This window comes from Desulfurispirillum indicum S5, from assembly GCF_000177635.2.
GTDB classification, from domain to species: domain Bacteria; phylum Chrysiogenota; class Chrysiogenetes; order Chrysiogenales; family Chrysiogenaceae; genus Desulfurispirillum; species Desulfurispirillum indicum.
Genome location: NC_014836.1, coordinates 1,949,446 through 1,971,664, shown reverse-complemented (window position 1 = coordinate 1,971,664; position 22,219 = coordinate 1,949,446). Strand labels below are relative to the sequence as shown.

20 protein-coding genes are annotated in these 22,219 nt (G+C 55.3%); 5 read left to right on the top strand and 15 right to left on the bottom strand.

Features of this window, described 5'->3' with window-relative positions:
* Nucleotides 1–248 precede the first annotated feature (248 nt).
* On the top strand, nt 249–1,454 hold the full coding sequence (locus SELIN_RS14100) for an EAL domain-containing protein (RefSeq protein WP_013506411.1): 1,206 nt from the start codon (nt 249–251) through the stop codon (nt 1,452–1,454).
* Here SELIN_RS14100 and SELIN_RS09290 read toward each other — a convergent pair.
* The 3 genes from SELIN_RS09290 to SELIN_RS09280 all read right to left on the bottom strand — a co-directional run bounded on the left by SELIN_RS09290 (nt 1,451) and on the right by SELIN_RS09280 (nt 3,217).
* Nucleotides 1,451–1,960 (bottom strand): SRPBCC family protein, encoded by a 510-nt coding sequence (locus SELIN_RS09290; RefSeq protein WP_013506410.1) that lies wholly within the window; start codon nt 1,958–1,960, stop codon nt 1,451–1,453. The genes SELIN_RS14100 and SELIN_RS09290 overlap by 4 nt on opposite strands.
* 9 nt (nt 1,961–1,969) lie before the next feature.
* Complete coding sequence (locus tag SELIN_RS09285; RefSeq protein ID WP_013506409.1) at nt 1,970–2,287, bottom strand: hypothetical protein; 318 nt, start codon at nt 2,285–2,287, stop codon at nt 1,970–1,972.
* 162 nt (nt 2,288–2,449) lie between these two features.
* Nucleotides 2,450–3,217: an Hpt domain-containing protein gene (locus SELIN_RS09280; protein WP_198007081.1), complete on the bottom strand. Its 768-nt coding sequence runs from the start codon at nt 3,215–3,217 to the stop codon at nt 2,450–2,452.
* Nucleotides 3,218–3,682: 465 nt separating this feature from the next.
* On the opposite strand from SELIN_RS09280, the gene SELIN_RS09275 reads away from it, so the two are divergent.
* On the top strand, nt 3,683–4,600 hold the full coding sequence (locus SELIN_RS09275; protein WP_013506406.1) for a YdcF family protein: 918 nt from the start codon (nt 3,683–3,685) through the stop codon (nt 4,598–4,600).
* A 105-nt stretch (nt 4,601–4,705) separates the two neighbouring features.
* Here SELIN_RS09275 and SELIN_RS09270 read toward each other — a convergent pair whose 3' ends face one another.
* Together SELIN_RS09270 and SELIN_RS09265 are read right to left on the bottom strand one after the other, a co-directional pair.
* Nucleotides 4,706–5,722 (bottom strand): FecR family protein, encoded by a 1,017-nt coding sequence (locus tag SELIN_RS09270; RefSeq protein WP_013506405.1) that lies wholly within the window; start codon nt 5,720–5,722, stop codon nt 4,706–4,708.
* Complete coding sequence (locus SELIN_RS09265) at nt 5,719–6,234, bottom strand: RNA polymerase sigma factor (protein ID WP_013506404.1); 516 nt, start codon at nt 6,232–6,234, stop codon at nt 5,719–5,721. Before SELIN_RS09265 ends, SELIN_RS09270 begins: the two co-directional genes overlap by 4 nt.
* Before the next feature lie 472 nt (nt 6,235–6,706).
* Here SELIN_RS09265 and SELIN_RS09260 point away from each other — a divergent pair, with 472 nt between their 5' ends.
* Entirely contained in the window at nt 6,707–9,412 is a 2,706-nt protein-coding gene (locus SELIN_RS09260) for a TonB-dependent receptor (protein ID WP_013506403.1), read from the top strand.
* Here SELIN_RS09260 and SELIN_RS09255 read toward each other — a convergent pair.
* Nucleotides 9,403–10,239, bottom strand: coding sequence for an IS5 family transposase (locus tag SELIN_RS09255; protein WP_013506402.1), 837 nt, complete (start codon nt 10,237–10,239; stop codon nt 9,403–9,405). The two genes, SELIN_RS09260 and SELIN_RS09255, sit on opposite strands and share 10 nt — an antisense overlap.
* 237 nt (nt 10,240–10,476) lie before the next feature.
* Between SELIN_RS09255 and SELIN_RS09250 the strand changes: the two genes are divergently transcribed.
* A complete protein-coding gene (locus tag SELIN_RS09250; protein ID WP_013506401.1) occupies nt 10,477–13,092 on the top strand; it encodes a PKD domain-containing protein in 2,616 nt (871 codons plus the stop codon).
* 107 nt (nt 13,093–13,199) lie between these two features.
* On the opposite strand, the gene SELIN_RS09245 is transcribed toward SELIN_RS09250, so the two are convergent.
* From SELIN_RS09245 to SELIN_RS09225, 5 genes are all read right to left on the bottom strand, one after another.
* Nucleotides 13,200–13,631, bottom strand: coding sequence for a rhodanese-like domain-containing protein (locus SELIN_RS09245; protein ID WP_013506400.1), 432 nt, complete (start codon nt 13,629–13,631; stop codon nt 13,200–13,202).
* A 473-nt stretch (nt 13,632–14,104) separates the two neighbouring features.
* Complete coding sequence (locus SELIN_RS14095) at nt 14,105–15,553, bottom strand: response regulator (RefSeq protein ID WP_013506399.1); 1,449 nt, start codon at nt 15,551–15,553, stop codon at nt 14,105–14,107.
* Between the two features lie 81 nt (nt 15,554–15,634).
* The gene (locus SELIN_RS09235) at nt 15,635–16,126 is read right to left on the bottom strand and encodes a hypothetical protein (RefSeq protein ID WP_013506398.1); all 492 of its coding nucleotides are present in this window, start codon (nt 16,124–16,126) and stop codon (nt 15,635–15,637) included.
* Between the two features lie 65 nt (nt 16,127–16,191).
* Nucleotides 16,192–17,328: a sensor histidine kinase gene (locus SELIN_RS09230; protein WP_013506397.1), complete on the bottom strand. Its 1,137-nt coding sequence runs from the start codon at nt 17,326–17,328 to the stop codon at nt 16,192–16,194.
* Nucleotides 17,325–18,023 carry a cobalamin B12-binding domain-containing protein gene (locus tag SELIN_RS09225; protein WP_198007080.1) on the bottom strand — a complete coding sequence of 233 codons (699 nt, stop codon included), beginning with the start codon at nt 18,021–18,023 and terminating at the stop codon, nt 17,325–17,327. Before SELIN_RS09225 ends, SELIN_RS09230 begins: the two co-directional genes overlap by 4 nt.
* Nucleotides 18,024–18,151: 128 nt before the next feature.
* Between SELIN_RS09225 and SELIN_RS15125 the strand changes: the two genes are divergently transcribed.
* The gene (locus tag SELIN_RS15125) at nt 18,152–18,328 is read left to right on the top strand and encodes a hypothetical protein (RefSeq protein WP_156788054.1); all 177 of its coding nucleotides are present in this window, start codon (nt 18,152–18,154) and stop codon (nt 18,326–18,328) included.
* Here the strand turns inward: SELIN_RS15125 and purL are convergent.
* The 4 genes from purL to purC are packed head-to-tail and all read right to left on the bottom strand — an operon-like array spanning nt 18,325 to nt 22,176.
* A complete protein-coding gene (purL, locus tag SELIN_RS09220) occupies nt 18,325–20,553 on the bottom strand; it encodes a phosphoribosylformylglycinamidine synthase subunit PurL (protein ID WP_013506395.1) in 2,229 nt (742 codons plus the stop codon). The genes SELIN_RS15125 and purL overlap by 4 nt on opposite strands.
* Nucleotides 20,550–21,215: a phosphoribosylformylglycinamidine synthase subunit PurQ gene (purQ, locus tag SELIN_RS09215; protein ID WP_013506394.1), complete on the bottom strand. Its 666-nt coding sequence runs from the start codon at nt 21,213–21,215 to the stop codon at nt 20,550–20,552. The genes purL and purQ overlap by 4 nt, the downstream gene beginning before the upstream one ends.
* Nucleotides 21,212–21,460: a phosphoribosylformylglycinamidine synthase subunit PurS gene (gene purS, locus SELIN_RS09210; RefSeq protein ID WP_013506393.1), complete on the bottom strand. Its 249-nt coding sequence runs from the start codon at nt 21,458–21,460 to the stop codon at nt 21,212–21,214. Before purS ends, purQ begins: the two co-directional genes overlap by 4 nt.
* A complete protein-coding gene (gene purC, locus SELIN_RS09205) occupies nt 21,460–22,176 on the bottom strand; it encodes a phosphoribosylaminoimidazolesuccinocarboxamide synthase (RefSeq protein ID WP_013506392.1) in 717 nt (238 codons plus the stop codon). The genes purS and purC overlap by 1 nt, the downstream gene beginning before the upstream one ends.
* Nucleotides 22,177–22,219: the final 43 nt, after the last annotated feature.

Sequence of the window (22,219 nt, the reverse complement as noted above, 5' to 3'; positions counted from 1 at the left end):
TAGCCCCCCGTGGGGCAAATGTTTACATGGCAACTCTTGAGTTCTCGTGGCAGGGTGCGCAACACCAGGGGCATGCGTACTCACTTGTAATTATATGGCAAAATAGGCATTTTTTATCGGGAAATAATCATGAAAAGCTCAAGAAAGTGTTCAAGCGACAGTGGATAGTGGATGAGGCGATCGGGAGCTCCTGGCGCAGAAAGCATACGTTGACACAACCTCCTCCTCTGTCGGATAGTGAGAAGCACATGAACTATGCCAGGGAGCAACTGCCAGTGAGGAATATTCAGGATACCTTTGAGCACTATAACTTCAGCCGTGGGGAGCAGGCCTCGCTTGTTGAGCTGCGGGATTTGGCAAAACTTAACAGGGATCGGTTTGCGCACGACTTCCACGAGTTCATCTTCACTTTTGCCCACGCCCGTGCCTTTATCGAAAATGAATCACAGGTATCAATCCACCACAGTAAAATGGGAGAATGGTTTGTAGCTCTGTTTAATGGCGTTTACGACGACGGATATGGTAATTATCTTGATGAGATCAGTGACGCCCACGTGCGCATTGGCTTGCCAAACCACTATGTGAACGTGGGTATGAGTTATGTGCGGCGCTATGTCCGCAATCTGCTTATGCAAGAAGGCCTTTTTGATCTGATGGACGCCGCAGAAAAAATCATCGACATCAATCTGGATATCCTGACCAGCAGCTACAATAAACATGATGAGACCAATGTTCTGACAACCATCCAGCTGATTCGCGATGGCATGCGCGAGCAGCGCGTACTCCCCTGGCTTCAGCCGATTTTCCATACCGAAAGCCTGGAAGTCAGCCACTACGAGTGCCTTATGCGCATAGATCATCCCGTCGCAGGAATTCTCTCACCCATGGGCTTTCTCGATATCGCGAAGCGCTATCGCACCTATCTCTCCCTCTCGCGTAGTCTGATTGATGCTGCTTTCAATCGGTTTCGCGCAACTGCGCATCGCTTTGCCATTAACCTTGACTACGAAGATATCCTGGATCGCTCACAGCGTGAGTATATTCTGGAGCAGTTGCGCCTCTTTGCTCCTTTCAGCGGTCAAATCATCCTTGAGCTTGTGGAGTCTGAGCACATGCGGGACAGGGCTATGCTGGAGTCATTTGCAGAAGCGGCTCGAGGTCATGGTGCCACTATCGCTATTGACGACTTTGGCAGTGGATTCTCCAACTTTGACCACATCATCGGAATTCGGCCAGAGTGTATTAAAATCGACGGATCGCTCATCCGCGATGTTCATACCAATCCGGTACATGCGGCTGCAGTCGAGAGTATTGCGCTTATGGCACGCAGGCTTGGGATTTACACCGTGGCAGAATTCGTCCACTCACAAGAAGTATTCGAAACCGTTCGCAAACTGGGAATACATTACGCCCAAGGGTATTACCTGGGAGCGCCGCAGCCTCAGGTTCTCTAACCATCTCTGGCTGCAGCTATGACGGGAGGCTGCTCTGGCGCCGACTCATCTGTCGGTGGATACAGCTCCAGCAGTTTCTGATGTCGGTAGTCGAAGATCGTGCCCAGCATGTTTCTGACAATCAGGCGATGGACGAATGTTCCCAGTGGACCCAATGGCAGGGCATAAGTGACTCGATCCACCATGCGACAGCGCCTTGGCCCCAGGCGCTGTATTTCGTGGTAATGGTACCAGAAACGGTAAGGCCCTTGTCGCTGTTCATCGACAAAGGATATTCCCTCGCGGATATGCTTAATTTCTGTCAGCCAGCGATGGGAACCGAAAATGGGGACCTGGATGTGGTAGAGGATGGTCAGCCCGTTGTGCATGGTATCTGGCAGATCCGTGATAATCCTGAACTGCAGCTCTGGTGGTGTGAGCGCATTGAGGTTACGGGGCGTGGCAATAAAGTCCCAGATAGCTTCACAGGGGGCGTCCAGTTCAATTTCGCGATAAAGCTCGTGCATGTTTCCTCCTCAGCTGCCTGGGAGCTGGCGCAGCGGTTCAGCGGAGGGTTTGCCGAAGTCCATGGGTTCGCCGGGGGCCAGGGGGAGTATGTTGATGTGCTGACACTCAAGCTCGGTCAGTGATGCGCTGCTGCCGAGCATCTGGATGGTGGCGGCAAAATCGTCGGTATTGGCTGCCAGTTGTGCATCAAAGAGTTCTGGGGTTATGCCGCTTGTGTGTAACGGGGAATTAATTTTTTCCAGAATATACCGATGAGCAGCATTGATATACTGTATCTGGGGTCCGATTGGCAGTTTTGGGGTTGTTGTGCACTGTGAGCAGGACATGGGATTCCTTTCATGATCTGCGTTTGGCCAGCACCCCTTTGCCCGCTGTTCACTCGGTTTGTGACAAAATGCTGAGGTGATCCTGGGGGCGGACTTACAGTCTCCGGTGTCGTGAGAGCTTTGCGCAAGGTGTTTTTCAGCCGTTCAATGCGTCGCGCAGAGTTACCCGTCACGCTGGTGGAGAATGGACTCTATCGCCTTCGTCAGGTTTTCCTGCAGGTCTTTGTCGCGCCGGAGAACCTGGTCAATGGTGATCTTTTCGAAGAAGGGTTTTTCGCTGCTGGTGACCAGGAAAATCGGAATGCGTCGGTTGCGTCCTGGGTTCAGACGCAGCGCCGCTATGATGGACTGGGCGCACAGCTCCTTGAGCTCTCCGCCCAGAATCGCCATGTGAAAGGGATTATGGAGCAGCTTCTCCAAGGCCTCAAGCCCATTGTCTGCCGTGGTGATCTGTAGAGGAAAAGGCTCCAGAGTCATGCGGTAGAGGCTCCTCATCATCCGGGATGAGTCGGCGATCAGAACTGCGTAGCGCTCCTGTAGATGGAACTGGCGCAACTGCTCCAGTTGGCTCTGGCAGCCTGGGCATTCAAACAGACCTTCCTGCACCGCCTGACCGATCTGCGCGAGCACATCAATATACCGGAACGCCAGGTCAGCAAAAGCGTTGTCCCGGTATCTTTCGCCTTCCTGGAAAAGGGTTTCCCACTGATGGCAGGCCGCTGTCATCAGGGAAATGTAGAGGGTGGCTCCGATGCCCTTGAGGCTATGCACCTGCCGGTAGAGTTCCGTGAAGCTCTGCTGGTCGTCAGGTTGTTTTTCCAGCTGCAGTGCCAGCTGCTCCATGACGAGAAGCCGCTCTGGAAGCTCCTGGAGAAACTCCTCGCGGAGATGCTGTATGAATTCACTGGATGAACCATATTCTTCGTTCATAGTGGTCCCACGGTATTTCTTCAGCACCAGGTGCTTTGCCTTGCTGGCTCTTACCATGACACAGAAAAGGGATAAGACACAAGTCCCAGATGTACGTCCGAGGGAGCCTGGGGGTGTTCGTGCTCACGCGGGCAGAGGGTAATACCACAGGAAAGTGGCGACTCCCCGGAAACCCCTTGACGTCTGCAGGACGTGCCGGTATTTTCTGATAACATCATTAATCTCAGGGTATTGCGTCGCATGTGAACGCGCTTTGATGTGGCAGGGGGAGCCATGCCGCTTGCTGAGAGTCTTCTGGTAACCATCACAGGAGCCATGGTGGTCTGGACCCTGAACGCCATGATTTCTCACCGTCGTATGCGATCATGGCTGCGCGCGGCTCTGATTGCCGATTTCATACTTCTTTTACGCGTGACGACCGAGTAGACCTCAGGTTCAGAGAGAAAACATTGAAGAGGCGCTGTCATGGAAAAGTTCCGAACCCTTGTGGTACTCCTGGGCAATGAAAATGATGAGGCGGGAGAGCTGTCTGAAACAGCGATTCTGCGTGCCCAGGCAGCTGCAGAGTACGTAAAAGCGCATGCTGACTGCCTGGTTCTTCCCACAGGGGCATTTGGCGATCATTTCAACACCTCGGCAACACCCCATGGAAAGCTGCTGGCGCTGTACCTTCTCGGGCAGGGGGTCAGCCCGGACAGAATCCTGCCTTCCACAAAATCCTCCAATACCCTTGAGGATGCCTTCGGAGTGCTCCGGGCCCTCACTTCACTTGCTGGTATTGAAAGGGTGCACATCATCACGTCCGCATTTCATATGCCAAGGACCAGGTTTATCTTTGGCAGAGTGCTCCAGGACTACGAGCTGAGCTACCAGGAAGCCTGTGATCCGACTGATTCCGCAAAACGTGTCAGGTTACAGGCCCACGAAAAAAAGGCCCTTGAGAAAATTCGACGCGAGTGGGTCGATGTTGCGAATTTCGATCTTGGGAATTTCCCCACTGCTTCGTATGAGGGCCTTGGGTATGAGTTGCGGCACTACGATAACATCTCTTACCTGGCCATCGCGGGCGCCTTTTTTCTGTTCGGCTATCTGGCTCTCGGGAGCTTTCCGCAAAGCGGTGGCTTCGGGTACGTCAGCACCCTTGTCAGTGTCGTGCTGGTGGTGCTGTTCTGGTATCTCTATAAGCGTCTGGCGAATACGGCCGCAGCCGCAAGGCGCGTACTCTCTGCCATCGAACGGCTCTATGAAGTGCCGGGAATCTCATCGACGCACCACCGAACGCGTTTTCCTGGCAGCAATATGAGCATTCAAAGAACGGTGGACATTATCTTCCTGCTGCTGATTCTGCTGCTTCTGGCTCAGTTGATAATGCGAGCCATCTGATCCCGGAAAATCAACCGCTTCCTTGCCCGCACTCTGCTGGCATCAGCATGTTTTTTTGCTTTTTCGGCGCAGTGTCCTGCACTTTCCTTTCCGTGCAACGCTGAATTATCCCGCTGGTGCGATGCGGATAATCAGGTTCCCAAAACGGGTTTCGCGCAGGGCAAGCGAGTTGATGATAGTTTCCAGCGCGGCTTCGGGGTTGCGGGTGCTGAAGATCCCGCTGACGGGCATGGATGCCACTGCAGGATCAACCAGGATACGAGCTGGGTGATAGCGATCCAGGTCGCGCAGTACTTCCCCCAGCGGGGTACTCTGGAACAGCAGTCGTTCCTGACGCCACAGGCCGATGGTGGCCGGATCACTCTCGGGCAGCCTGCTCAGATGGGCGCCCGTGTACTGGGCGCTCTGTCCTGTTGTGAGCTCAAGTTGCTGCCCGTGGGTACTCAGCTCAACCTTTCCGCTGGCAACACTGACCTGGGCTCCCTGTGGCTTGAGCCGAAGGTTGAAGCTGGTTCCCACGACACGGACGCTCCCCTGTGACGCCTGAACCTCAAAAGGTCGCAACGGGTCGTGCTGAACATCGAAGTAGGCTTCGCCGTGGCGCAGGTGTACCAGGCGTTTACCGGAGTCATAGTGCACCCTGAGGGCGGAGGCGGCGCCCAGGGTCACCAGGGAGCCATCCTCCAGCTGTACCTGTCGAGTTTCGCCGGCACTGGTACAGTGGCTTGCCGTCAGGCATCCCAGCCCTCCGGGGTGGTGCAGCAGGCTGATACATGTTGTGCCTGTCAGGAGGATGAGGATGGCGGCGGCGCTCAGCAGAAGTTTCCGCGCCTGCCACCGCCGCCTGTTCGTGGAAAGCGGGGTGCCACGGCTGATGTGCCCGGGCTCCAGGCCCTGCCAGAGCTGCAGTGTCTCCTGCCACGCCCGCACGTGGCGGGGGTCTTCTTTCATCCAGGATTTCCAGGCCACGATCTCCTCATGTGTGGTGCCTTCATCCCGCAGTCGTACAAACCAGGCAATGGCCTCTTCATCCAGCGCCTCACGCCCATGGGCGGTGTCACTAAAGTCCATGGCCGGGGAGTGCGGCGTCAGCCGCGATTCAGAGTAGGTGCTGTTTCTCAAGATTCCTCCCGCTGCGATCGGTATGCGTTCAGTCGTTTTTTGCAGTGTGCCAGGGCACGGGTGATATGGACCATGACGGTATTGCGCGAAATGCCGGTTCTCAGGGCTATTTCCTGGTAGCTCAGCCCCTGCAGGCGATGCATCTCGAAAATCTGCTTCCCACGGGGTGGGAGTTCCTCAATAGCCTGCAGCACCATCTCCAGTTCCTCGCGGGTCAGATAGGCTTCCTCTGGTGAGGGGGCTTTGCCCACAGCATTCTCCCATTCCTCCTCGCTGATGTCCTCCTGGGAAAGAGTACGGCTGGACCGGTAATAGTCAATGAGAACATTACGGGCGATTTTCAGAAGATACGCCTGGGGATTGAGAATTCGTATGGAACTGCGCAGCAGCCGCAGGAAGGTTTCCTGGGTAAGGTCGTCGGCGATTCCGGCTGCACGAACCCGTAGGTTGAAATAGCGGAACACCTCTTTCTGATAATCGCGGAAAAGCCCCTGGGGGCTCTGGTCTGACATTAAATTTCCCTGGGTTCTGGTAGTGACACAGTCTGGCTGCATTTCAATGGAGTTAGGTCTGGTGAACTTTATTGCACTCTTGTGATTTCTTGTCAAGGGTGCATGAGTTTCAGCTGGTAGCTTGGGGTGTCGCTGATGCCGGATCGGTGCAATATGTGTTGCAAAAGGCGATTGGCGTCGAGTCAGCTGATTGTTTGGTCTATATAAATTAATGAGGAAAAATAAATAAATTTTCCATGCCTGTAATGCTTCCACGGCACTCATCCGTCTTACCAGGTAGAGGGGACAGTTCGGTGCCCTTTTCCAGGCTCTTGAAACCCCTCACCTGCTGCGATACCTGCGGTGGCAACGTACGGGGAGTACGCTTTATTCCGCGCTTCGTGAGCGCTGTGGATCTGAGTACTTTTCAATTGCCTGCATCTTTCGAGGTATTTCAGCAAGCTGTGAGCGAACAGACAGGAGAGAACTGCAGATGCATTTTTTACAACCAGTGATCCGGCGCATGTGCGTCATTGCCCTGATCGGTATCACCCTGAATACCGTCGTCTGGTCCCAGGACAGTCCCCTTGACTCCTTCCTCCATTTCTCCATAGCTGCCCAGCCCCTGGGCAGCGCTCTTTTGCAGTACTCCCTGGCGACGGGCATGGATATTTTCATGGAAGACGGCATGGTCGAGGGTCTTCGTTCACCTGGAGTCAGTGGATTGCACACTGCCGGTGAAGCTCTGGAGCAGCTGCTGGATGGGACGGGGCTGTACTGGCGCCTCAACGGCGGCAATGTCGTCACCCTCGAGTTTGCCGCTGAGCCTGTGGTTCCGGCAGTTCCCTTTGATGAAGTCCTTTCGACACCGGACATGCTGCAGTCGCCACCCAACCGTGAAAGCTTCGCTCTGGAGCCGGTGCATGTGCGCGGCACCCGTGAGGAAGATGCGGTATACCTCACCCCGGCATCGGTCAGTGTGATTACCAGACGCGATATTGAGCGCTTTCGTGGCACCTCTGTCGGTGACATCTTCCAGGGAGAAACCGGCGTGCTTATCGGGGAGAACCGTAACAGCGGGGGGCTGGACGTCAACATTCGCGGCATGCAGGGACAGGGGCGCGTTCCGGTTATCGTCGATGGTGCGCGCCAGGAAACCACCGTCTATCGTGGTTATGCTGGCGTTTCCAGCCGCAGTTATGTGGACCCTGATCTTATCGGAGGCATTCGCATTGATAAAGGACCCACCATGGATGCTCAGGGTGCTGGGACCACTGGTGGCATGGTCACCATGCGAACCATTGACGCGACTGACATTATCAAGCCCGGGAATGTGTGGGGCATTCGCCTGCGCGGTAGTCTGCTGGGAAACAATTCTGGCAGCCCGGCAAAGCTGGGTACACCATCAGGGTATTTTGTGGGTTCAGGGGAGTTTACACTCAAAAACAATGAATGTGACACCTCGGACTGTGCAGGCAGCATTCAGGAGCTGCGTGACAGTTTTGCCAGTGATGAAAGCATGAATCGCCCTGATTTGCTGGACCTGCGCAGTCTGGCCGGCAGTGTCGCCCTGGCCCGACGTTTTGACTGGGGCAGCCTTGTGGCAGCCTATGCCGAGCGCAGCCAGGGAAACTATTATGCTGGCAAGCACGGTCCTGTTCCCTGGGTGGAAACTTCAAGCGTCCGTTATCCATTTGAAACCGAGGTAAAGGCAGAGGTTCATGGCTTGACACGTTTTCGGGGCGAAGAACTGATCGTGAACAGTAACTTCGAAAACCAGACCTGGCTTTTCAAAGCCCTGTTTCATATCGATGAAACGCAAAGCTGGGAGCTTGGCTACATGCGTTACGAGAGTGCGCACGGGGAAATCATGCCATCACAATTGCTCGGCACGGTGCGTCAGACCGTTGGCTCGGTTGTCACAACGGATACCTACAGCAGTCGCTATCACTGGGATCCCGACCATGACTGGCTCAACATGAAGCTGAATATCTGGCTCACCAGATCCGAGACACTCAATCGCCTCTATCAGTTTGAAGATGACGAGATGGGCAGTATCGGTGAGACGTTGACAAGCTGGGCTATTCCTGAAGAGTACCAGCGCTGGGGTGCTGATATCACCAACACGATGGATTTTTATGGCGCGAATGATCTTCAGTTGCGCTATGGCGGTGCCTGGCAGAGTGAGGACGTGCGCTACGGGCGCGATGCCAGGCGCGAAGAGTACAGTGCCTTTGTCGCCACCAAATGGCAGTTTGCACCAACACTGACCCTTGATGCCGGAATTCGCTCCATCGCATTCACATCCAAAGACCGCAATCTTCTGGCGACCCATGTGGGGGACGGCCATTACAGGGATAATGTGACCTGTCTGGAGTTTGACGAAGACGGAGTGTGTCTGGAGAGGTCCAATCCGGAGACCACCTATATCCAGTTCGAGAACAGCCACCATGGTACAGCACCACTTACCAGCCTGACCTGGGAGCCTGTCACAGGCCTGCAGCTTTATGGGCGCTATGCCCGTGGTGTGCGAATGCCCAGCCTGTTTGAAAGCAGCCTCGGCTTCTCTGTGCAGCCCGCAATGGATATTCCCATCAAGCCTGAGCGAACCGAAAGCAGGGAACTGGGGGTGAATCTGCTGCGTGACGGGGTTTTCGTCGGCTCAGATAGAGTGCGTCTGAAGTTTGCCGCTTTTCAGAACACAACGAAAGATTACATTACCCGCACCATGATTAATGCCGGGGAGGGCAATCCATACGCTCTGAGTGAAGAGTTCCGTTTGCGCAATATCGAGAGTGCGAGCTTTCATGGTTTTGAGGTATCGGCAAAATACGATCTGAGATGGCTTTTTGCTGGTGTAAGCGCCACCCGGTATACCGAAATCGAGCTCTGCCATGAGGGCACAGGTCGCCGCGAAAAGTGCACCGACTATGGCCTTGGTGCCAGCTATGTCAACAATATGATCCCCCCGAATCACAATGCCAGCGCCGAGCTTGGAGTTCGGCTGTTTGCAGAAAAGCTGGAGTTGGGTGCGCGTGGCACCTTCATGGGAAAGCGCAACCAGGAGCCGCTGTATAACAATGATACTCGAGGGGTGTTTGCCCCCCCCGTGCAGTGGCACAGCTATCAGGTATACGACCTGTTCGCCAGTTATCAGCCCAATGAGTGGGTAACGCTGGATTTCAGAACTTATCCATAAATTACGCCGATTTTCCTGTATGTGATTATGGCTGCCGCAAGACACGTCAACCCGTAGTGAGTGACCTCAAGCTTCTCAAAGCGCACATGAATCTTCCTGAAACGGTTGAACCAGGAAATAGATGCTTCCACTATCCAGCGCCTCGCCTTCTTTGATGGGTCACGCTTCTTGTCCTCGATCTCTTCTTTTCGCTGCTTTACATGGGGTATGTATCCGCGCTGAAGAATGCTGCTGAGCGCCTGCTTTCCCTTGTAGCCACAATCTGCGCAAAGATGCTGCTCCTGCTCTGCAGGCTTCTCGAAGACTACGCCATCAAGAACAGCTTCAAGCTGGCTCACATCATGCCGGTTCGCTCCGGTTACGACGATGGACAACGGGACGCCACGACCGTCCACCAGGACATGACGCTTGCTCCCGTTTTTTCCCCGATCCGTCGGGTTCTTCCCTACGGTTTCAAGAGCCATTGGTGCTTTGTACATTCCGCCATCTATGCTTTGCCACTCCCAGGCAATTCCCTCCATCTCGTCATACTCAGCCAGCCCTTGACGCCAAATAGCTTCGAATACACCGGCCTTACTCCACTCAATGAAGTACTTGTGCACGGCACTGGCGCAACCAAACTGCTCCTTGGGTATGGCTTTCCACTGGCAACCGGTGCGCAGCACATAGACAATGCCGGAAAACGCCATTCTGGGGTCAAGTCGCTTCCGTCCGCCACCAGGCTTGCGTTTGTAGGTCTTGTCAGGATCTCTTTGCTGGATTGGCAGCAAAGGCTCAACTCTTTGCCAGAAAGCATCTGAGACTTCCCATGATTGCACTTTAGACATAAATCACCGCCATGAATGATCTCTCACTGAATCATTCTATAGCAAACTATCATAATGGTCAATAATTATTTATGGACAAGCTCTCAATATAGACAACCTCACCGACCAGTATTACCTCGATGCTCTCAGCCTGGGTCTGGTGCCTGCTCCAGGCCGCACCGCCCGCCTGAGCATGACCCTGCATTTTTAGCCAGCCGCTCCTGTTTATTGATAACCCCAACGAAAAAGGACAATGTCATGAATCATTCTGCGTCTGCCGGCCTTATAGTACTCACCACCCTGTGTCTGCTGCTCCTGAGTGCCTGTGGCAGCAGTAGCAGCAGTACTCCTGAAGACCCTGTCGCCGTGCTCTCAAGCGACCGCACCAGTCTGCCCATGGGCGAAAGCGTCCTGTTTGATGCCAGCGGCAGCACGCCAGGTGTTGGCAACAGCCTGAGCTACAGTTGGACCCTGCTCAGTCAGCCTGTTGGCAGCACCGTCACCCTGGTGTGCGAAGAGTCTGAGCTGCACAGTGCGCAGGAATCGCAAGACGGCGAAGGAGAAGAAGAGCAACAGCCTGCCGAAAGTGCAGACTGTATGAATGATGCCATACGCAAACTGTACACCGATCTGCCTGGAGCCTATGAGGTCAATGTACAGGTTGCGGACAGCAGAGCCAGCACCCATGCCCGCCAGACCATCAATGCGACGAATACCGAACCGGTTGCGGTCATCACCCCGGTTCCGTCCACCGCTTACCTGGGTTGGGTGCAGCTGGACGGCAGCCACAGCGCAGCGCCTACCGACGGTGATGCCGCCGAATTAACCTATGCGTGGAGCCTGACAGTGCCTGCTGCCAGTGACACCAGTCTGGATAATTTTACCGCAGTCAACCCCCGCTTTCTGGCCGATGCCGAAGGCACCTATACCGTTTCGCTGGTTGTACGGCATGGCGATACCTACAGTGCGCCAGCACATGTCGAGATAGACATATCCGCAGTGAATGCTATCCCGGTCGCCGATGTGGGCGGTACACAGGAAGGCAGTGATCGTGTATATCGTGTCAATCGCGGTGAAACCGTCACCCTGGATGGCACGGGCAGTACCGATGCCGACGGTGACGACCTTGCGTACTCCTGGCGCTTTGTCGGTGAATATGAGACTTTTCCTATTGTGCCAACCGGGTCGCAGGTCATGGAACTGACCGACGCTCGCAGCGCCACTCCGAGTTTTATTCCCGATATGGCTGGAACCTGGTATGTTGAACTGCACGTCCATGATGGCCTCTCCCGTTCCCAGCCAGCCACTGCCAAGGTCATTGTCACGAAGCCAGAGGATGCGCCCAACACCAGACCAGTTCTCGTCGCCAATACGAAACCGACTTATGTGGAAGCAAACGTTATCCATCGCCTCGTGGACTGGTTTGATGCCTATGATATCGACGGCGATACTCTGACCTTCACCTACACCTGGCTGGAAAAACCTTCTGGCAATACGGATCCCTTAAACTGGAACCCTCAGGGCATTATCATTGCGGCGCCTGGTACCTATACGGTCAGCATCGTTGCCAACGATGGTCACGAGGACAGCGAACCTCTGGAAATCACCCTCCAGGCGTCAGTGGGCGGTCTGGCAAATACCAGGCCCGTTGCAGAGGTCGTGGTGCCCGTTTCGACTGCTTTGACCGGACAGGTTGTCCTGCTTGATGGTACCAAATCCTATGACCCCGATGATGACCAGATTTTCTGGCAGTGGAGCTGGATTGAAAGGCCGGTAGGCAGCAACACCGACTTTCTTGATGGTACGGCCACCATGTCGCGGGCGGAATTTATCCCGGATGTGCCCGGTGCCTACATTGCCGCCTTGTCAGTGACCGACAGCCAGGGTGCCGTCTCGGTTCCCTGGCAGGTAAGCCGTCAGAATCACGCCACCTCATTGAAGACCGCCACGATTCTGGCGAAAGAACAGAACCATGCGCCCGTGCTGAATCCTGGCTTTACACACAGTGGTGGTGTCCGATTACATCAATTGGGGCGAGTTCGTCAGCAGGGCCTCTATTCACCCGTGGTGCTTGCCGAGGGAAAGATTCTCCCGGCGGTGAACATGCTGGCGGGGGGCTTTGATCCGGATGGTGACCGGCTGTACTACAACTGGACCCTTGAGGAACAGCCTGCGGACAGTACCGCGGAGCTGAGTTTGTGGGGCAGACTGGAATCAGGAACTGAACCCGATTCTGCGGCGGCTTTGGAGAACATTAACCAACCAGGTTTGTATCGCATCAAGGTTGAGGCCAGCGATGGCCTGGAGGAAGCTTTGCCTCAGTACCTCAGCTTTACCGTTCACAGTCGTGAGGACGGTAACTGGCCTGGCGTTCTGATGGAAAGAATAGAAGCTGATGGGGAGCAGATAGTATTACGACTGGCAGATGACCAATGGAACGACCGCAGCCTGCCCGAGGGAACGATTGGAAGTGCTACCAGCGGCACCTGTGCAAGGCAGAGCAGAGAGAATACTCCAACCCTGATCGAGATGAATCAGGCAGGCGGTTGGACGATTGATGAGCATATCCGCTTGACCGCCGGCCAGGGCCAGGCTTATACCATCGCAGACCTGCAGCTGGTGGCGAGGAACGAAGAGCTGGCAGCGGTTATCCCGTCTCCGAGCATTCTGGGTATCCAGAATGGCGACACCATCACCGAGGCCGGCACAGCTGTGCGCTTCTGGATTCCCGCCCTGCCGGAGGGTGACCAGTATGCGTCATATGTTAGTACCTCTTACCCAAACAACTATAACTTTGATTTGTCATTTCGCATTGTGGAAACGGGGCAGTTTATTGACAGCTGCCTCATTAGAGCAAGCGCGTGGAGGGATTGAGTGCTGAACGGTCTGGCTGATTCCAGGAGCTATTGACGCGCGCAAACTGAATGCCACCTTCGAGTCTCCATCAGGGGTCGAAGGTGGCCTCTCCACGCAAGAAAACTTCAGTTGCGGATCGTGTTGTTGTCAGCGGTGCTGACCGGATACCCTTTGCTCTGCCAGTCGGGGTAGCCGCCGCGATAGGTGTAGACGTGGCGGTAACCTGCGCGAAAGGCGGCCATGGCAGCGTCGGGTGCCAGGCTGCAGGTTTCGCCACGGCAGTAGAAGACGAGGCTCGTGTTTTTGTCCTGGGGCAGGAAACGGGCGATATCGCGGTACATGCGGGATTCCTGGGAGCTGATGTTGATGGCTCCGGTGATGTGTCCGCGGAGGTACTCCTGGTTGGTGCGGGTGTCCACCACGACAAAACCGGGCTCGCCAAGGCGTTTTCTTATGTCGTCTGCGTTGAGCTCAGGTATGTTCTGCGCCATGGCGCTGGCAGCACTGGCGAGCAGAAACAGACCCATGGTCAGGAAAATGAGAAGGACGCGAGGCATAGGCTCTCCTTGTGGTATATGCTTGATTGGCCATGCCTGAAGTTAGGGGAATCGGTCGCCCCTGTCAATGATCTCAGTGTCTCCAAAGAAAAAGCGGCGGGTTCTTCCCGCCGCTTTATTCCTATTTGTCTTCTTTTTTCCGGTTGTTGCGGCGAAAAAGGTGTCTGGCCACCAAAGAGGCAATGCTGTCAAACCATATAATGGCCATGACAAGCACGATTATCATGGTTGTATCTATTTGATCATCTCCATCTGCTCATTTTAAATCGTATTCACTTTGCGGGGCTCTTGGTGAAATGAACAGACATGCAATTTCTCATCTCCGGGAACGTGATTGGCGCAGCCACTAAGGGAGGTCCGTTGCAGGGAAGTGCATTCTGACCGCCTGGGCTACTGCTCTGATAGTACCCGTAAATATTTTTTCGTCAAGGGGAAGGCAGCTGTACTGTCAGGGCGATGATTTCCGTATGCTGCTAAAAAAGCTCCAGGTCGCCGGTTCCGTCATTGCCATCGCTGTCACCTGGCGCGAAATCCAGTTGAATCTGCAGGCAGGAGCTGAAAAGCGAACTGTCAAGGTAGTGGATATCCAGGGCTTCACGGGTGATGAAGATCATCTGTCGCCAGTCGGCAAGATCTTTACGGACGCTGTCCATAAGGACGATAAACTTGTTGATGTTGATGGCTTGGGGGGCAATGGAGCGAATGAGTTCTCCCAGTTGCTCAAGGGCGAAGGCCAGGTCGTTGAAGTCCACAAGCTGCCGCATGGCCCGGGCGTACTTTTCCATATCTGCTGCGATCAGTTCCCGGTATTCTCGATTGGGGGTTCGCGCCAGCTCAATAAGGTGCTCCTCTAATTCAAAGTCTACTTCCGCCAGCTCTTCCACTTGACCAATGACAATTTCATCAAGGCCGTTGATGTATTCACTGGCAGGGGTTTTATGCAGGTGGCTGCGTCGCAGGACCGCCAGTTCAGCGTTGCTGAGCAGGGGTGTGGCAGAGCTGGCGGGTGTGGTTTCTGTGGCGGTGGTCTTCTGGGCGGGCATGCGGACTTTAATGGCCTCTCGCAGCAGGCGGGCCAGGTTCTGGCTTTTATGTTTTTCATACTCAAGGCGGGTGACATTGGTGAAACTGAATACCTGGCAGTGCTCCTGGTTTTCGCCCAGAACGATGGTACGACGGTTGACCTGGTAAATGGTGTTTATGTGATTTTTTCGCACCAGGACGCGATTCGCAAGGGTATCTTCGGGGTGGAAGCTTTCAAGGCTGTTCAGGAAGCCAGGGCGTTTCAGGAATAACTGGTCGAGGGTTGTTTTTCGGCTGCTCAGCATTTCCAGATCAGTGTTTTCGAACATCATGGTGAAGGCGTCGTTGATGAAGTGTATTTCACCGTTGCTTCCGTAGATGATGGTGGGGTTGGGGAAGATATTCGCCACTTCGCTCAGGGTGTTTGCGGTGGCTTTGTTGATACGCATCTGAATCTTGCGTTTCGCGTACTCTTCCGCTTCGCGTTGTTGATAAAGCGTGCGGCATACGCCCAGGAGGGTGGAGTCGAATTGTTTACGGTCAATGGGCTTGACGATATAGCGATCGACGCCGATTTCAATGGAGCGCATAAGGAAGTTTTTTTCACTAAAGGCAGTGGCCATGATGATGGGAGTTTCAGGGCTGATGTGTTTGATGCGCTGCACCATGTCGAGGCCGTCCATCTTGGGCATCATGATATCGGAAAGCACAATATCGGGGCGTGCCTGCTCAAAGAGGTGCAGACCGGCTTCTCCATCTGCCGCGCTCAGGATGCGCTGAAAGCCCAGGTGCTGAAGCATGCGCTCATAGAGAACGGTAATGGATGGGTCGTCTTCCACGTACAGTATGGAGAACAGTGCAGGCAGTGTGCTGTCTCCGGGTTCAGGTATTGCGGGCATCAGGTGTACTCCTTGAGTGTTCATGGTTGCGTGTTTGCCCAGGCAGTGACAATTCACCCTGGGGTGGTAGACAGGAGGGTGTCAGATTGGAAACTCCCGGTGGAAGTTGGTACTTTCCTGATGCACTTCCTGGCTCAGTCGGGCGAAATCGTCCTGGTGATGCAGCAGGAACTGGTATATGGGGGAAATCTCTCGATATGCCTTGTCGCTGAGGTGTTCCTGTAGGATGTTCTGCCAGGTTTCCAGCTGCACCTGCCAGTAGAGGCGCTGGAATCCATGGCTCATATAAGCGCGGTATACCCAGAGTACAGTGTCTACCAGGTACTCTGCCTGATAGTGGCGTAAGAGAACACAGAGAAACAGCCCATGATTGCGATGGTTTTCAGCCATCATATCCTGATGTGCCGAGCCTCCGATCAGCTCCGCGATGTGAGGAGAGTTCAGCATGGAGCGGGTCACGCTGGCTGAAAGAATCTCGCAGAGACTGGCGTACTCTTCAGCGCTGGCTTGCGATGGGGGCGGAATATGTCTGGCTGCTTGCAGTAAGTCGTGCGCGTTCATCTGGTTTTTCACAATGACCTCGTATGCGGCGGTAATTGATTTTGAGCCAGCTGCTGGAGGGTATTCCGGCAAGCAGGCTATTGGGTTGTCGGGGCATCTTCGTGTGGTTGCGCCTGCAGTGCGAAAAGGAATGACGTTCCTTCTCCCGGTTTGCTTTCCACCCAGATACTGCCCCGATGCGCCAGGATAATTTTCTGTACTATCGAGAGTCCAAGTCCCGTACCCTTTTCTCCTTCAGGAGCGGGGGGGACATCGCGGGAAAAAGGCTTGAATATATTGGATAGTTGATCTGCGGGTATTCCTGGCCCTTGGTCTGTTACTGCAACCGTCAGGTGTCCCTGGCTGCCAAAGAGATTGACGGTGACCTTCCCTTCCGGGGGAGAAAACTTGATGGCGTTGGTCAGCAGATTCTGGAGTACCTGCTCAATCTTGAGGCTGTCGGCGAGTACCATGGGGTGCTGTTCGTAGCAGGAAAAAACCAGTTCGACACGCTTCTTACGGGCCTGAAATCGCTGGAAAGCCAGGGTTTTTTCAATAAGGGTCTCCAGGTTGACGGGCGTGATATTCAGTCCCATCCTGCCTGCTTCAATCTTTGCTATGTCAAGAAGGTCATTGAGGAGATTCAGCATAAAGCCGCTTGAGGAACGAATCATCGTCAGGAAATGGATGTGCTCGCTGCTCAGATGCTCAAAGGCCTCTTCCAACAGAAAATCGCTCAAGGTCATGATGGTGCCGATGGGGTTGCGCAAGTCGTGAGCCGCCATGCCGAGGAACTGATTTTTTAACTCATTGAGCTTTTCCAGTTCAGCGTGTTTTTTTTGCAGGTCCCGGTTGGCATTGCCGAGCTCGTGGTTCAGGTCAATCATGTTTTTGCGCAGCAGGTTGATTTCTTCGTGATGCTGCTCACCTATGGCAAGAATGTATTCAGCTTCTTCGTAAAAGCGAAAGTACAGAGTGTGGGCCAAACCGTCTATTGAAGGAAGGTTGAGGAGGTAAGAATCTTTACTGTTCTGGAGGCAGCTTTTCAGGCAGAAGGTGCTGGAGAAGTCCAGTATGACTTCCGAGAGGAAGAGGCGAAGGATGTCACGGCCTACTAGGCTTTTCGCGTAGCTATTTGTTTCCAGAATACGTCCTTCGCGGTCCAGTACCAGCACTGCCATGGCGCTGCGCTCCATGATGTGATGGAGCAGCGGGGTGCCTATGTCATGTTTCATGGGGCGTACTCCTGGTGCAGTACTCTTTCGAGATGCTGCAGGGTGGGAATATAGCGCACTCCGGAATAGGTGCTCCCGATATCCCGTCCGCCCCAGCGAAATGCCTGGCCGCCGACAATGATGGGGATTTCGGGCATGTCTGTGCGGATCCTCGCAATGGCCGTGTGCAGGTGATGCAGGTTGAAGAAGACACTCAGGGAGAGTGCCAGCATGTTTGGTTTTTTTTCAAGAAGGATGTGGCAGAGCTCCTCCATGGGGGTGTTGGCTCCAAGGAAGTATCCATCCCATCCACACATTTCAAAGGTATCTGCAACCATGCGCCCGCCGATTTGATGATATTCGCCAGCTACGCAGGAAACGACGGCTTTTCTGCCGGTGCGCTCTGCTGCGAAGAGGCGTGGGTATATGGTGCCGAGAAGGCTTTCCACAATTGCAGTAGCCAGATGCTCAACGGCAACGGAAATGCGGTTGGTTTCCCACAGGGCACCGACCTCATAAAGCGCACGCTGAAAGAGCTCAACATAGATGGCTCGTATAGGTGTGTCCTGTCTCAGCATGCTCTCTACCTGGGTGTGGCAGGAAGAGCGATCCCCCTGTAGCAAAACTTTCAGGAAAGCCTGGTAGTTGGTCTCCGGGATTATCACGGCGTCAGGTTGACGCGATATGGGTGAGTGTGGGTTGTTTTGAGGATTCATAGCAGCACCAGGCGTCTCCGTGTAAAGGGCTGTCGGAGGGAGGAAAAGCGCATTGCAAACTCTTGCTCTGTAGGATTCAGGCGGTATTGTCGAAGATCTCTCCTGAAAACAGGCTAATGAGTGACAACATGATTGATACCAGCGCAGTGTTACCTTTGTGCCATTATCGCAAGGGAATGAAATTTTCTCAACTCAAATCGGCTTCCCCCATCAAGGGGTTAAAGGAGAACGTGGCAAAAAAAACAGCACCTCCCGCGATTACCCGGGAGGTGCTGTGGATGTTATGCGCAATGGAACGTTTTTAATGCTCCATCAGATCGCGGATGGCGTACTTGTAAGCGTACAAGGCTTTTTCCATGGGAACACTTATCATGGGAACTTCGCCGACGCGGATATTCATGGAGTCGCCGCCAACGACGCCGATATGGACGCACGCAATCTGCTTGCCCACGGTTTCGCGGAAGGCGGTGAGTTTTTCAGGGCTGACGCTGACGACGGCGCGGGAGTGGCTTTCCCCGAAGAGCAGGGCGTCAGTGCGCATGCTGGGGCTCAGGCTGGCGCTGAAGCCAATGCGCTGCCGGGAGCTCAGGGAACACTCCGCCAGGGCTACGGCCAGTCCACCCTCGCTGCAGTCGTGGGCGCTTTGCAGGAGTCGAAGCCTGGCCAGCTGCTGCAGCACTTCCACCAGGGCGCGGGCTTCTTTCAGGTCCACATGGGGTGCGTCACCGGTGATAAGGCCGTGGATGACCTTCAGGTATTCGCTGCCGCCCAGCTCCTCGCGGGTGGCTCCCAGCAGGAAGATGTGGTCACCGGCCTGTTTGAAGTCCTGGGTAAGGCGCAGGTCAATGTCTTCGATCAGTCCTACGGTGGAGACGGTGGGGGTGGGGTAGACGGCTCCCTTTCCGGAAGTTTCGTTGTAGAGGGAGACGTTGCCGCTGATGACGGGAATGTTCAGCTCGCGGCAGGCGTCCTTGATGCCCCGCACGCACTCCACAAACTGGTACATGGTTTCGGGCTTTTGGGGGTTGCCGAAGTTGAGGCAGTCGGAGATGGCCAGTGGTTTGGCACCGGAGCAGGCGATATTGCGCGCGCCTTCGGCGACCGTGGCCTTGCCGCCCTCATAGGGGTTGAGGTAGCAGAAGCGGCTGTTGCAGTCGGTGGTCATGGCTACGCCCTTCTTGCCGCCCTTGATGCGCACGAGGGCGGCATCGGAGCCGGGCAGAATGACGGTGTTGGTGCGAACCTGGTGGTCGTACTGCTGGTAGACCCACTCCTTGGAGGCGATGGTGGGAGAGCCCAGCAGGCGCAGCAGGGTATCGGAGAGGTCAGCGGGAGCGTGGATGGTGTTAAAGTCGAAGCTCTGCACCTCATCCAGATAGGCCCCGCGCTTGTAGGGGCGGTCGTAGATGGGGGCAGCTTCCACCAGGGGTTTGATTTCCAGGTCGGCCATGGTCTGGCCCTGCCAGATGATGCGCATGCGGCCATCGTCGGTGACGCGGCCCACCACTTCGGCGTCCAGATCCCACTTGGCGAAGATGGCCTTGACGGCGTCTTCGCTGCCCTGGCGCACCACCATGAGCATGCGCTCCTGGGACTCGGAGAGCATCATCTCGTAGGGGGTCATACCCTCTTCGCGGCAGGGGATGTTGTCGAGCCACATTTCAATGCCCATACCGGCGCGGTCGGCCATTTCAAAGGAGCTGGAGGTGAGTCCGGCGGCGCCCATGTCCTGGATGCCGATAATATGATCGGTCTGCATCAGCTCCAGGCAGGCTTCCAGCAGGAGTTTTTCCGTGAAGGGGTCACCCACCTGAACCGTGGGGCGCTTCTCCTCGGAGTTCTCGTCAAAGTCGGCGGAGGCCATGGTGGCGCCATGGATGCCATCGCGACCGGTTTTGGCGCCCACGTACATGACGGGGTTGCCCACGCCGTCGGCGCGGCCCAGGAAGATTTTGTCCTTTTTCACGTACCCCAGGGCAAAGGCGTTGACCAGGGGGTTGGTGCTGTACTGGTCGTCAAAGTACACTTCGCCGCCCACAGTGGGAACGCCGAAACAGTTGCCGTACCAGCCGATACCCTTGACCACGCCGCTGAAGAGGTAACGGTTTTTGGGGTTATCCAGCTCGCCAAAGCGCAGGGAGTTCATGGCGGCGATGGGGCGCGCACCCATGGTGAAGACGTCGCGCAGAATGCCGCCCACGCCGGTGGCTGCGCCCTGCAGGGGTTCGATGAACGAGGGATGGTTGTGGGACTCGATTTTGAAGGCCACGCACTCGTCGTCGCCGATGTCAATGACGCCGGCGTTTTCGCCGGGGCCCTGTACCACCCAGGGAGCTTCGGTGGGGAAGCCCTTGAGGTGGATGCGGCTGGATTTATAGGAGCAGTGCTCGCTCCACATGACGCTGAAGATACCCAGCTCGGTGAGGGTGGGCGTGCGTCCCATGATCTGGAGTATCTTGTCGTACTCTTCGCGGCTCAGGCCGAATTCCATGGCCAGCTCAACGCTGACGGTTTTTTCCTGGGCACTCATAGGCTCACCACATATTCAAGGAGGGATTCAAAGAGGGGCGCGCCATCGGTGCCGCCCAGCTCGGGGGAGACGACGCGCTCGGGGTGGGGCATCATGCCCAGCACATTGCCCTTTTCGTTGCAGATGCCGGCGATGTCGCCCAGGGAGCCGTTGGGATTGTCCTGGTAGCGGAAGACCACCATGTCGTGGGCGTCCAGGTACTGCAGGGTATGCTCATCGGCGTAGTAGCTGCCGTCGTGATGGGCCACGGGCACGTTGATCACCTGGCTCTGGCGGTACTTGCGGGTGAAGGGGGTGCGCGTGGTTTCCACTCGCAGGCTGGTATTTCTGCAAAGAAATCTGAGGGTGTTGTTGCACATGAGGGCTCCGGGCAGCAGGCCACTTTCCAGCAGAATCTGGAAACCGTTGCAGATGCCGATGACGGGGCGTCCTTCCGAGGCGAAGCGGATGACGTCGGCCATGACGGGGCTGTTCTTGGCAATGGCGCCACAGCGCAGGTAGTCGCCGTAGCTGAAGCCACCGGGCAGGATGATGGCGTCCACGTTGCCCACCGAGCCTTCCTTGTGCCAGATAAAGCGGGTATTGGCACCGGCCAGGGTGGCGGCATAGTCACAGTCGTGGTCGCAGTTGGAGCCGGGGAAGACCACTACGCCAACATTCATGATTCCTCCGTCACTTCAATGCGGTAGTTTTCAATGACGGTGTTGGCCAGCAGCTTCTGGCACATCTGGGCCACCCGCTCTTTGGCGGCGCTGGCGCTGGTGGCGTCCACCTGGACTTCGATGTATTTGCCGACGCGCACGTCGGAGGCATCTTCAAATCCCAGATCCTGCAGGGAGCCGAGAATAGCCTTGCCCTGGGGATCCAGGACGCCATTTTTCAGGGTAACATAGACGCGAGCCAGCATTACTTGTTACCCCGGCTTTCGATGCGGCGCACCACTTCAGCGTAGGATTCCTCGATTTTACCCAGGTCGCGGCGAAAGCGGTCTTTATCCATCTTCTCGTTGGTGGTGGCGTCCCACAGGCGACTGGTGTCGGGGCACATTTCGTCAGCCAGGATGATCTGGCCTTTGTGCACGCCAAACTCCAGCTTCATGTCCACCAGCTTAATATTGATATCGCGGTAGTAGTTGACCAGCAGAGCGTTGATTTTCAGGGACAGCTCGTCAATAGTGGCCATCTGTTCGCGGGTGGCCCAGCCCATGGCGTCGATGTGGTAGATGTTGATGAAGGGGTCGCCCAGGGCGTCGCTCTTGTAGCAGTGTTCCACCACGGGCTTGGCCAGGGGAACGCCCTCTTCGCTTCCCAGGCGCTTGGCCAGGGAACCGGCCACGATATTACGGGTGATGACTTCCACAGGGATGATCTGCACCTTCTTGCAGAGCATTTCGCGGTCGTTGAGCTTTTTGACAAAATGGGTGGGGACGCCATGGTTCTCCAGGAAATTGAAGATGATTTCACTGGTGCGGTTGTTCATGATTCCCTTGTTGATGATGGTGCCCTTTTTTTCGGCATTGAATGCGGTGGCGTCATCCTTGAAGTACTGGATGATCAGGTTGGGGTCATCGGTGGCGTAGAGAATCTTGGCTTTGCCTTCGTAGAGCTTTTCGCGCTTTTCCATGGTGCTGTCTCCATTTGATGTACTGTACGGTTATTCCGGGAAA